Annotated in this window: 10 protein-coding genes; 3 read left to right on the top strand and 7 right to left on the bottom strand. The window is 68.2% G+C overall.

Annotated elements, in window-relative coordinates:
* Positions 1–26 precede the first annotated feature (26 nt).
* Positions 27–581 carry a hypothetical protein gene (locus tag OR600_RS00380; RefSeq protein ID WP_135977930.1) on the bottom strand — a complete coding sequence of 185 codons (555 nt, stop codon included), beginning with the start codon at positions 579–581 and terminating at the stop codon, positions 27–29.
* A gap of 160 nt (positions 582–741) precedes the next feature.
* Here OR600_RS00380 and trxA point away from each other — a divergent pair, with 160 nt between their 5' ends.
* Together trxA and OR600_RS00370 are read left to right on the top strand one after the other, a co-directional pair.
* Positions 742–1,062 (top strand): thioredoxin, encoded by a 321-nt coding sequence (gene trxA / locus OR600_RS00375; RefSeq protein ID WP_135977929.1) that lies wholly within the window; start codon positions 742–744, stop codon positions 1,060–1,062.
* Between the two features lie 174 nt (positions 1,063–1,236).
* Positions 1,237–2,049: a phosphatase PAP2 family protein gene (locus tag OR600_RS00370; protein WP_251164209.1), complete on the top strand. Its 813-nt coding sequence runs from the start codon at positions 1,237–1,239 to the stop codon at positions 2,047–2,049.
* 51 nt (positions 2,050–2,100) lie between these two features.
* Here OR600_RS00370 and OR600_RS00365 read toward each other — a convergent pair whose 3' ends face one another.
* From OR600_RS00365 to OR600_RS00340, 6 genes are all read right to left on the bottom strand, one after another.
* On the bottom strand, positions 2,101–2,724 hold the full coding sequence (locus OR600_RS00365; protein WP_204407603.1) for a metallophosphoesterase family protein: 624 nt from the start codon (positions 2,722–2,724) through the stop codon (positions 2,101–2,103).
* Between the two features lie 27 nt (positions 2,725–2,751).
* Positions 2,752–3,474: a LytR/AlgR family response regulator transcription factor gene (locus OR600_RS00360; protein ID WP_265590428.1), complete on the bottom strand. Its 723-nt coding sequence runs from the start codon at positions 3,472–3,474 to the stop codon at positions 2,752–2,754.
* Positions 3,475–3,525: 51 nt separating this feature from the next.
* Positions 3,526–4,920, bottom strand: coding sequence for a histidine kinase (locus OR600_RS00355; RefSeq protein ID WP_135977926.1), 1,395 nt, complete (start codon positions 4,918–4,920; stop codon positions 3,526–3,528).
* Positions 4,920–6,194 carry a glycosyltransferase gene (locus tag OR600_RS00350; RefSeq protein WP_265590427.1) on the bottom strand — a complete coding sequence of 425 codons (1,275 nt, stop codon included), beginning with the start codon at positions 6,192–6,194 and terminating at the stop codon, positions 4,920–4,922. The genes OR600_RS00355 and OR600_RS00350 overlap by 1 nt, the downstream gene beginning before the upstream one ends.
* Positions 6,191–6,784, bottom strand: coding sequence for a QueT transporter family protein (locus OR600_RS00345; protein ID WP_168354020.1), 594 nt, complete (start codon positions 6,782–6,784; stop codon positions 6,191–6,193). Before OR600_RS00345 ends, OR600_RS00350 begins: the two co-directional genes overlap by 4 nt.
* A gap of 280 nt (positions 6,785–7,064) precedes the next feature.
* Positions 7,065–9,302 (bottom strand): C69 family dipeptidase, encoded by a 2,238-nt coding sequence (locus tag OR600_RS00340; RefSeq protein ID WP_265590426.1) that lies wholly within the window; start codon positions 9,300–9,302, stop codon positions 7,065–7,067.
* 362 nt (positions 9,303–9,664) lie between these two features.
* Between OR600_RS00340 and OR600_RS00335 the strand changes: the two genes are divergently transcribed.
* A complete protein-coding gene (locus OR600_RS00335; RefSeq protein ID WP_265590425.1) occupies positions 9,665–11,263 on the top strand; it encodes a C69 family dipeptidase in 1,599 nt (532 codons plus the stop codon).
* Positions 11,264–11,475: the final 212 nt, after the last annotated feature.

The following is an 11,475-nucleotide window of genomic DNA, read 5'->3' as shown; positions in this document are numbered from 1 at the left end:
CAAAGCCACGGGCCTCGGGCCGGGCCTCAGAACGGCTGGTCGAGCGGGGGGAGCTGCTTGAGGCGCTCCCACATGACGCGCTTGCGGCCGGGGTCGTCGAGGGCGGCCTCGAAACCGCCGAGGGCCATGACGCGCATGCCCCGGGTATGCACCGGCCAACCCGGGCTGAGCATGGCCTCCTCGATGGAGGCGAGGCCCACGAGGTCGGCGGCCAGGGCGTCGCGTACCGCCGCACATGCCGCCTCGTCGAGCACCACCACGGTGAGCGGGGAGAGGGTCGAGACCACGAGGTTCATGAGCCCCGCCGTCACCGCGGCGCCCGTGCGGTCCCACGCGGCCGCCGCGCACCAGTCCTCCGGGGCGTAGCCCAGGGCCGCGAGGGCGCTCCTCAGCGCCGTGCCGTCGGGGCCGGACAGGAGCGGTCCGCCGGAGCGCTCGGCCGGGCCGGGTTCGCCCTTGACGAGCAGGACGCTCGAGTAGGCGTTGCCCGCCAACACAGCGCCGGCGGCCTCGAGGGCCGCGAGCTCCTCGCGCGCCTTGGCCCCGTATTGGGAGCGAACCTTGCCCCGGGTGTCTTCCATGGCCCCTCCTCGCCCCGTGCCGGCCGCCGATTCGTGGAGAGCCGGAGATGGGCCGGCGTCCCCGGCACGTCCACGGTATCGCAAGAGGGCGGTACGGGGTAGACACCCCAAGAACACAGCGCGACGGGCCCGGGGGCCCGTCCTTACCGAGGAGGTTGTCATGGCAGCCAAAGAGCTCAACGCCGCGAACTTCGACGAGACCATCAACAACGCCCAGAAGCCCGTCCTCGTGGACTTCTGGGCCAGCTGGTGCGGCCCCTGCCGCATGCTCTCCCCCATCGTCGAGGACCTCGCCGACCAGATGGCCGACGTCCTGGACGTTTGCAAGGTGAACGTCGAGGAGAACCAGGACCTGGCCGTGCGCTTCCAGGTCATGTCCATCCCCACGCTCATCCTGTTCAAGGACGGCAAGCCGGTGCACACCATGGTGGGCGCCCAGCCCCGCGACGTCCTCGCCCAGGAGATCGCCAAGTACCTGTAAGGCCCGCGCCCCATAGAGGCCGAGGCGCCCCGCCGGCGGCGGGGCGCCTTTTTCATGGCCCGGCACCGGTGGGAGATGACATCTCTGAAAGACAGGGGAAACCCCGGGGCCACCCGGGGGCCACAGGGCCATAATCACCACGATCCGGAACGGCACGCAAGGAAGGAGCCACCGTTGCCCCAGAGCCACCGCACCCCGTGGACCGCCAGGTTCGCCAGGCTGTGCCGCAACCACTGGCGCACCATCGTGGTGTGCCTCGCCCTCATCGTCCTCATCGCCATCCTGGAGGAAGTGCTCTTCTCGGACATCGTGCGCATGGACCAGCTGGCCTACTGGCTCGTGGTGCTCCACATGCGCACCGACTGGCTCACGCCCGTCATGACCAGCGTCACCAACCTGGCCGCGCCGGTCCCGCTGCTGGTGATGCTGGTCATCGTGGCGGCCTTCGCCCCGGGGCGGCGCCCCGGCTGGTGCTGCGCCCTCAACCTCGTGCTCGTGGTGGCCCTGAACGAGCTGCTCAAGTACATCGTGCACCGGCCCCGCCCCGACGGCTTCCGCCTCATCTCCGAGGTGGGCTACAGCTTCCCGAGCGGCCACTCCATGGTGTCCATGGCGTTCTTCGGGCTCTTGGTGTGGATGATCTGGCGCTACGAGCGCGACCGCACCATGCGCGTGCTCTGGAGCCTGTTCTTTGGCGCCGTCATCTTCATGGTGGGCTTCTCCCGTATCTACCTGGGTGTCCACTACGCGAGCGACGTGGTGGCCGGCTTCTGCGTCTCGCTCGTGTGGCTGGCGTTCTACACCCGCGTCGTGGCCCCGCTCTTCCTGCCCAAGCCCGCCAACCCGCGCCACAGCTCGGCCTTGACCGCGCGCATCGCACCCGAGAAGGCCACACGCCCCGACCCCGCCATGGACACAGCCATGTGGAACACCACGCCCGACGTGCCACCCGCGCCAAAGCACCGGCGCACGGAGAGGGGCCGCTGAGCGGGCTGCCCGCCCGGCGGCCCCTCGGGTCCGTCGTGTTCCTGCAGCCGCCTACACCCCCATGAAGAACCAGGGGCTCGACGCCTGGGCCTCGCTCAGGGGGAGCTGGATGACCTGGGGGTCCTCCACGAGGCCGTCGCGCACCCAGAGCCTTGCCATGGTGGGGCCCAGGCTCGTGCGGGGCAGCGTGGGGCTGCCGGGGTTGATGAGCCACGCGCCGGGCTCGTCGTCCACGGCCTGGGGCCGGGAGAGCAGCTCCGAGCCGTCTTGGAGCGCCGTGACGTTCACGTGGTCGCCCACGGTGCGGCCGCATCGGCGGCGGAGCACCTGGCCGCCCTCGGGCGAGCGCTCGATGGAGGGACGGTGGGTGTGACCGAAGACGCAGACGTCGGCCGCAGCCGGCGTGAGCTTGTCTCGGTAGTGGGCCACCTCGAAGCGGACCCCGTCCACCGAGAAGCGCATCTTGCGCTTGATGTCGGGACCGTACTGGCCCGTGCAGTCGTTGTTGCCCAGGCACAGGTGCACCGTGGCGATGGATTTGAGCAGGGCGTAGTCGGAGGACGACGTGATGTCGCCGGCATGGACGATGACGTCGGCCCCCGCGAGCTCATGACGCAGCTCGTCGGTGATCAGGCCGTGGGTGTCGCTGACGATGTCGACGCGGATCTCGCGCAAGGGGGTGCCTCCTTCTCGGTGCCGGTCCTAGATGCCCAGGGCGCGCTTGAGCTGGACCACACGGCGGCGCGAGACGGAGATCTTCTTGTCGGGGATGCCGTCGAGACCCAGCTGCAGGGTACCGCTGGACACCACCTCGACGTCCTCCACGTGCTCGAGGTTGACGATGTAGCCCCGGTGCACGCGGAAGAACCCGTGGGGGGCCAGGCGGTTCTCGAGCTGGGCGAGGGAGATGGTGGAGAGGAACCGGTCGTTGTCGGTGTAGATGCAGGAGTAGTCGTCCTTGGCCTCGATGTAGCGGATCTGGTCCACCGGGACGAGCACCTTGCGGCCGCCCTTCTCGACGGGGATGCGCTCCTGGGGGGTGTGGGAGGCGGGGGCGGCCGGGACGGCGCGGGCTTCCACCTTGTCGAGAGCCGTGCCCAAGCGCTCGGTCTCCACGGGCTTCATGAGGTAGTCCACGGCATCGACGTCGAAGGCGTTGACGGCGTACTCGCTGTAGGCGGTGACGAACACCACCGCGGGCGGGTTCTTGAGCTTGTGGAGGGCCTCCGCCAGCTGCATGCCGGTGGTCTTGGGCATGGAGATGTCCAGGAACAGGACGTCGGGACGGTTCTCGATGATCTTCTCCACGGCCTCGCGGGCACTGGCGGCCTCGTCGATGCCGTCGACGCGCCCGGTCTCCTCCAAGATGTAGCGGAGCTCGGAACGGGCCGGGGCCTCGTCGTCTACGATCATCGCACTGAGCATGGAATCACCTCGCGGTACAAGGGGCAGGGTCTCCGCCCCCGAGTTTAGGGGTTATTGCACCCCGTTGCCAATTCCGGCGGCCTCCGGGACGTCGGCGCCGTCGGGATCGGGACCCTCCACCGCGGCGAGGCGCAGCGTGACGACGGTGCCCTCGTCGGGGCGGCTCACGATGTCCACGCCCGAGCCCACGCCGAAGAAGCGCTCCAGCCGCTCCGCGACGTTGCGCAGGGCGATGCCGGTACCCTTCTCCTCGGTGGAGAAGCCCTCGGCCTTGGCGAGCATGGCGTCCACGGCCGCCTGCTCCATGCCCACCCCGTCGTCGGCCACGGCGATGAGCACGTCGCCGTCCTCGCGGGTGACGTGGATGTCGATGTGCAGCACCCCCTCCTCGCGCATGGCGTGACGCACCGCGTTCTCCACGATGGGCTGGACGATGAAGGCGGGCACCATCACGGCCCGGCAGTCGGGGTCGACGTGCTCCACCTCCACGATGCGGTCCTCGCCGAACCGGGCGTGCTCGAACGTGAGGTAGCGGCGTGTCTGCTCGATCTCGCGCCCGAGCGGGATGAGGGAGTCGGAATTCTCCAGCGTCTGCCGGTAGAACGTGGCGAACTCCCTGAGCAGCGAGCGGGCCCGCATGGGGTCGGTGCGCGTGAAGGCGGCGATGGTGTTGAGGGTGTTGAACAGGAAATGCGGGTTGATCTGGGCCTGGAGCGCCTTGACCTCGGCCTGGGCCGTGAGCTGGGCCTGGCGCTCCAGCTCGTAGAAGGACAGCTGGGTGCCCAGCAGCTCGCCGAAGCCCTCGGCAACGGCGTACTGGGTGTGATCGATGTCCTTGTAGTCGCGGTAGTAGAACTTGAGGGTGCCGATGGTCTGGTCTCGCACCGAGAGGGGCACCACGATGCCGGCCGGCATGAAGCCCATGAGGCGCAGGCGGCTGCCGGCGTCGAGGTTGGCCATGGCGTCCTCGTCGATGCGCCGCACGAGCGAGAAGGTCTGCATGCGGCCGCTGGCCAGCACGTCGCGGGTGGCCTGGGTGGAGATGAGACTGCCCGGCGGGAAGTCCTCCTCGTACTCACCCACGTAGGCCACGACACGCTCGTGGTCGGTGATGGCCACGGCCATGGCGCAGGTCTCGGGGAGCAGGAGCTGGCACACGGCGCGGCATCCCTCCATGGTGAGGCCCCCGCGCAGATACTCGAGGGTGGTTGACGCCGTGCGCAAGGTGCGCTCGGTGGCCTGGGAGCGCAGAGAGTCGGGCGCGCCTGAGGCGCCGGCGCCGGCGAAGATCACCACGACGATGCCCACGCCCGAGATAGCCGCCACCACAGGCTCGCCCTTGGCGAGGCCCCACACCAGGAGGATCAGCATGGTGAACACGCAGAGGGCGAGGATGATGGTGATGAAGTTGTCCAGGTAGTGGTGCTGGCCGTCGCGTCGCGCCATCAGGAGGGCGCCCCCTCGCCGGCACCAACCGGGCCTGTGGCGGCCGCGGTGGAGGGGCCGTCGCCGACATAGGGGTTGTAGGCCGCCACGCCGGGGGGCGTGGCGTGGTCCACGAGCCACGCCGCGAGGTCGCGCTCGCCCCACAGGCGCTGGACGATGGCGGGCCACCACGACATGAACGAGAGGTACGAGCGGGCGTTGCGCTCGGCGTTCTGGAGGGCCTCCCGGTAGCCGGAAGCCCAGACGGCCAGGTACTCGGCATGGTCGCGGGTACCGACGGCGCGTCGCAGGGCGGTGCTGCGGATGCGGCGGTTGAGGTCATCGGAGACCCACGGCCCCGGGTAGGGCATGAGCGACTCCGGGGTGACCTGACTGAGGTCCTGCTTGGTGGCCGCATGGGCCAGCTTGGCGCGCTCGTAGAGCCACCGGAAGACGTTCTGTTTGAAGCGGTTGGCCGGCCGCGGCGTCGACGGCGGCAGGTGGCGCACGCACCATTTGTTGTCGAACCACATGTCCATGCCGTAGAGCCGCAGGCTGAAGAGGTAGTCCATGTCCTCGCCGCGGGTGATGTAGGGGTCGAAGGCCACCTGAGAGAAGGCCTCGGCGTGGATGGCCATGCACCCGCCGCAGGCGAAGTTGGAGCGCGAGATGCGCGTGCCCTCCTGGGCCGCCCTCATCCAGCGGTTGAAGCCGATGTTCTTGTCCCAGTCGCGGTCGTACCAAGGGAGCCTCTCGTTGGCGAGGCAGGACCCCTCGGCGTCGACGAAGAAACCGCTCTTGGCCGCCACCGGGAGGTTCTGGCGGGTGAGCTGACCCAGGCCGTAGACCGCCTCCACGAGGAAGTCGGGGCCGAGGGCCACCTCGTCATCGTCGAGAAAGACCACGACGTCGTGGGCGAGGATGGCGGCCACCATGAGGCCGAGGTTGCGGATGGCTCCGTAGCCGCGCAGGCTCACGGTCTCGCCGCTCAGGCGGGGCGCGGCGGCGATGACGGCGTTCTGCACCGTACGGGCCTCGGGCGCACCCACCACGAGCGGCGTGAGGTTGGGGTGCTCGGCACAGATGGCGTCCACGCGCGCACGGGCGGCCTCCGCGGCCTCGGGCGGGGCCACAAGCAGGACCACGGTCCGCATGACGCCGCGCACCTGCTCCAGGGACTCCAGGCAGCGTGCGAGCTCGGGCTCGGGGGCGTCCACGGGGGTGGCGTGGTCGTAGGTGCCCACGACCTCCTCGGAGGTGGTCCAGTAGCTCGGGATGACGATGACGGGGTTCACCGGGTTCCTCCCATCGGGCGCGGGTCGGTGCCGCCGGCGAGCATGGCCGGAAGCGGCGTGCGCTCAAGGGCACGATACAGGGGCAGGCCCAGGGCATACATCACCACGGCCTCGCCCACACCGGTGCACACCAGGCCAAAGAGGTACATGGCCGGCCACGCCCCTTCGAGCGAGATCGAGGTGAACGGAACGGTATAGAAGCCCAGCCCCGCCAAAAGCAGAGGCAGGTACGCGGGAACGATAAGGCCATTGGCCACCACAGGGCCGAGCACCGCGACGGAAGGGTGCGCCCGCCATCGCCACATGACCCAGGCGCCGATGGCCGTGGCTGCCGAGCCGAAGACCACGTCGAGAAGCCCGAGGGTGCCCGTGCCGCCCAGCACGATGTTGGCGCCGTTGGCCACGGCGCAGCCCAAGGCGAGGCCCGGTATGGCGTCGGGGGTGAAGAGCGCCAGGACGCAGAGGGCCTCGGAGAGGCGCAGCTGCACCGGCCCCCAGGCAAGGCCGCCCATGAACATCAGGCAGAACAACGTAGCCGCCCCATAGAGGGCGGCGATCATGGCTATGCGGGCCATGGTGGACGGACTCATGGCTGCTTTGTCTTTTGAACCCATGGAGCCCCTTTCGCAGCGCGGCCTGGCGAGCCGGTTTCAACCTCCTGTTTTCCTTTCCATAGTAGCCGCTGAAAAACCCGTCGCTCTCACAAAAGCTGGACCCTCCCGCCCCTTCCCTCCCTCTCTCTTCTTTCTCGCCTGAAAGCGATTGAGGGTACCCTCAATCGCTTTCAGGCGCAGATGGTGACGAGGTGAGGTAAGGGGGCGGGAGAGCCCAGCTTCGTCTTACGTCAGGGCAGGCGATGTGCCGGCCGGCCTACCGGGTGCGGTCCCACGCGCCCGAGCCGTCCACATGGTAGCGGCCGACCCACGTGTCGGCGGCCATGGAGCCGTCGCCGTTGAGGTAGTACCACTTACCGCCGGTCTGCAGCCAGCCGACGCCCATGGAGCCCTCGGGACCCCAGGCAGAGCCGGACCTGCGCAGCCAGTACCACTTGCCGCCGGTCTGCAGCCAGCCGGAGCCCATGGAGCCCTCAGGACCGTAGGCAGAGCCGGACTTGCGCAGCCAGTACCACTGACCGTCCTTCTGCAGCCAGCCGGATCCCATGGAGCCCTTGGGGCCGTAGGCGTTGTCGTCGTCGCGCAGCCAGTACCAGTGGCCGCCGTCGAGGAGCCAGCCGCTCTTCATGGCGCCGTCGCCGGCATTGCCAAAGTGGTACCACTTGCCGTCGATGGACTGCCAGCCGGTGTGCATGTAGCCGTCCTCGTCAAAGTGATAACGGCTGCCGTCAACGTCCTTCCACTCGTTGGAGAGGGTGTTGCCGTCCTCGTCCACAAGCTGCCAGCCCTTGGCGTCCTTCTTCCAAGCGTAGACAGGCTCCACCACAGGGTCCTCGCCGAGAGTGAGCTCGGCATAGCCCAGAGGCGTCACGAGGGCGTCGTTCTTGGCGTCGTAGTCGGAGGGCGCAAAGGGCTTGGAGCGGTCGGTGTTGAGCCACTCGCGGGCCTCCTGCAGCACCTTGTAGCAGCGCTCCCAAGTCTTCTCGGCGGCCTTGTCGGCGGCACGGGTGGCAAGCGCCTCGCGGGCCTCGGCGCCTTGGGTCTTGAGGAGCTCGGCCTCCACGAGGTCGTTGTCGGCGATGAGGGCCTTCTGGAGGACGTCAAGGTAGGAGCGCATGACAGGCGCCAGATCGGCACGGTTGGCGTTGGCCAGGGTGTTGATGTCCATCATCACGTAGGGCAGGTACTGGTCCCACTCGCCGGCGGCGCGGGCCGTGGCCACGGAGTCGTTGTTGTAGCGGTCGCCCTGGTGCACGGTGCTGAGCTCCTGGGTGCCGTAGCGCCAGTTGACCTCGGTGACAAGGGCGCCGAAGGACGGGATGGCCACGGAGTACTCGTCGCGGTTGAGGGCGAGCCACTCCACGGTGCCCACCTGGGGGTCGGTGTTGCGCTTGATCTCAAAGATGTGGCTCTCGAGGGAGTCCTGGCGCCCCACGCCGGTGACCGTGGTGGCGACACCATCCTTGAGGCCGGTGACGTTGTCGGCCCGGGCGGCCAGGGAGCGGATCATGTCGAAGGTGGTCCAGTCACTGCGGCCCGGGGTGAAGAAGAGGGAGCCGTCGGTGACGCCGGTGATGCGGCCCTGGTCGTCGACGGTGTACTTATCCTCAGAGAGCGGGGCGTCGAAGTAGGCGCGGCCGATGACATAGCGGGAGAACTGGCCGTTGCCCTCGTTGGTGCGGCTGTAGGAGCGGGCGATGTCGGGGGTGTCGTCGTCGAACTTCTTGAGGAAGCTGCCGTCCTCGGCCGTCTTCACGAGGTTCTCGGAGTGGATGCACTTCTCCTCGTCGTCGAGGTCCACCTTGTACCAGAGGCTGCCCATGTTGGGGTTGACGCTGGCCTGGTCCTCCGGCAGCTGGAAGGCCACCCACTGGTGACCGGAGACCACGTCGAGCAGCCAGCTCTCGGTGTTGTCGGAGATGATGATCTGGTCGCAGCTGCAGGCGCCGTGCTCGTCCACGAGCTTGCCGAGGAGCTCCACGGCCTCGCGGGCGGTCTTGGACTGGCCCAGGGCGATGGAGACGTAGTTGTACTCGCCGATGCCGGAGTCGACGTTGGGGTCGACGGCCTTGACCTCGGTGCTGGGATAGATACTCAGCGTGGCCGAGCAGGAGACGCCCCACTCATTGACGCCGGCGGCGGAGTAGGCGTTGTCAAAACCCTCCCAGCCGTTGTTGCCGTGGTCGCGCACGTAGGTGTAGCGGTAGGTGTCGGTGGGAGCCTTCCATTGGAAGTTGTCGCCCTCGGCGCCGCCACCGTTCTCGTTGGACTGGTAGACAAAGCCGGCCTCATGGCGCGGCTCGACGCCGAAGATCTTGACGGCGCGGGTGTAGGAGTCCTCGGCACGCCCGGCGTACCAGGTGTTCTCCTCGGCCGTGAGCGTGTCGGGCATCCACACCTGGGTGCATGCCAGCGCGTTCACGGGCACGGCCATGACGGTGGCGGCCGCAAAGGCCAGGCCGGTCATGGCCCTCTTGAACCATCGGGTCTTCATAGGCTCTCCCCTTCTCTCGCGGGCCAGGTCGGGCCCGTTCCTCATGGGATACGGGCGACTTTCGGTTCATCCACAACCTGAAAGATGTCTGTATCCCTTTATGCATACTATCAGAGGACCCAACCCCGCGCCGAAATTCTGCGTGAACGGCGCCTATTTATCCGCGAATGGTCCCCTCTAAAACATTGCTCTGCGAATATAAACCGCCGACAATTGCATACAACGAGCTACTGTCCCTTGCTTTTGTCCTGCCTGGGCAGCACGCCGTCACCGGCCTATGCATTGCCGACGTCCCGTCCCGCGGCGGGTATAGACCCCGCCAAACCCGTCGGCGGCCCCGGCCGCCAGGAGAGGAGGGCCCCATGGCCTGCACCACCCTGCTCGTAGGAAAGGGAGCCACCTACGATGGCTCCACCATGATCGCCCGCAACGAGGACGACGGCGACGGCTCGTTCTGCGCCAAGAAGATGGTGGTGGTGGAGCCGGCCGACCAGCCGCGCACCTACCGCTGCGTCATCTCGCACCTCACCATCAACCTGCCGGAGAACCCCTTGCGCTACACGGCGATGCCCAACGTCGACCCCGTCGAGGGTGTGTGGGCCGAGGCCGGCGTCAACAGCGTCAACGTGGGCATGAGCGCCACCGAGACCATCACCACCAACTCCCGGGTGCTAGGGGCCGACCCCCTGGTGGCCTATCGCCCCGCCACGGGCACCGAAGGGCAGCCCGGCTATGCGCCCGAGCAGGCAGGCGGCATCGGCGAAGAGGACCTCGTCACCATCTGCCTGCCCTACATCACGAGCGCCAGGCAGGGTGTGGAGCGCCTGGGGGCCCTGCACGAGAGATACGGCACCTACGAGTCCAACGGCATCGCCGTGAGCGACCCCGACGAGGTCTGGTACTTCGAGACCGTGGGCGGCCACCACTGGATCGCCCGCCGCGTGCCCGACGACGCCTACGTGACCCAGCCCAACCAGCTGGGTATCGACCGCCTAGACCTCGTGGACGCCCTCGGCGAAGGCAAGGACTACCGCTGCAGCGCCGACCTCGCCGACTTTATTGTGGACAACAACCTCTACCTGGGGATGCCCAAGGAGTCTGTGGCTAAGACCGTGCTCGGGGCCGCCGCTGCCGCCGTGGGCATGGCAGGGGCCTCCTCAGACGAGCGCCTGCGCGGCCTTCCCCGCGTCATCGACCCGCGTCCGATCTTTGGCAGCCACGACTACGCCGACCACGTGTACAACACGCCGCGCGCCTGGTACATGCAGCGCTACCTCAACCCGTCCGACTCCTACGACGGCCCCGACGCCGCCTACCGCCCCGACAGCGACGACCTGCCCTGGTGCCGCATTCCCGAGCGCAAGGTGACCGTGGAGGACGTCAAGACCGTGCTCTCGAGCCACTACCAGGACACCGTCTACGACCCCTACGGCACCCTCGGCACCAAGGAGCAGGGCAAGCTCTACCGGCCCATCGGCATCAACCGCAACAACGAGACCTCTCTCATCCAGATTCGCCCCTCGGTGGCCGCCAGCCACCGCGCCGTGCAGTGGGTGGCCATGGGCGACATGACCTACTCCACCTTCATCCCGATGTTCACCAACGTGAACGCGGTGCCGGACTACCTCGCCGTGACCCCGCGGGTGACCACCGAGACCTTCTACTGGGAGATGCGCGTGCTGGCCGCCCTGGCCGACGCGCAGTTCGGCAGCAACTGGAACACCGTGGCCGCCTACCAGGAGGCCACCCTGGGCCAGGGCCACGCCCAGGTGGCGGCCGCCGACAAGGCCGTGGACGCCCTAGGCAGCGACGCAGACGAGGCCTCGGTGCAGGCCGAGCTCGAGAAGGCCAACCAGGCCACCTGCGACCTCATCCAGAAGGCCACCGACGAGGTGCTCGGCAAGGTGCTCTTCACCACGAGCGTGAACATGCGCGACTGCTTCAACATGAACGACCGATAAGTGCCTGCAGGCCCTTCGCGACCTGGGGTCCGCGGGCCCGCATCGTCGGGCCCAGTTCGAGCGGCCCCGTGCATCTGCCTACGCACGGGGCCGCTCTCAGATTCGCCCTTCGATGCGGGCCCGCGGACATGCGTTGTGGGTCAGGCAGACCTACCTGCTTACGACGGAATCTCGCGCCCCGCTTTGCGTCAACGGTCGCGACTCGGGTCCCC

Source organism: Granulimonas faecalis, assembly GCF_022834715.1.
GTDB classification, from domain to species: domain Bacteria; phylum Actinomycetota; class Coriobacteriia; order Coriobacteriales; family Atopobiaceae; genus Granulimonas; species Granulimonas faecalis.
This window is presented reverse-complemented; position numbering and strand designations above follow the sequence as displayed.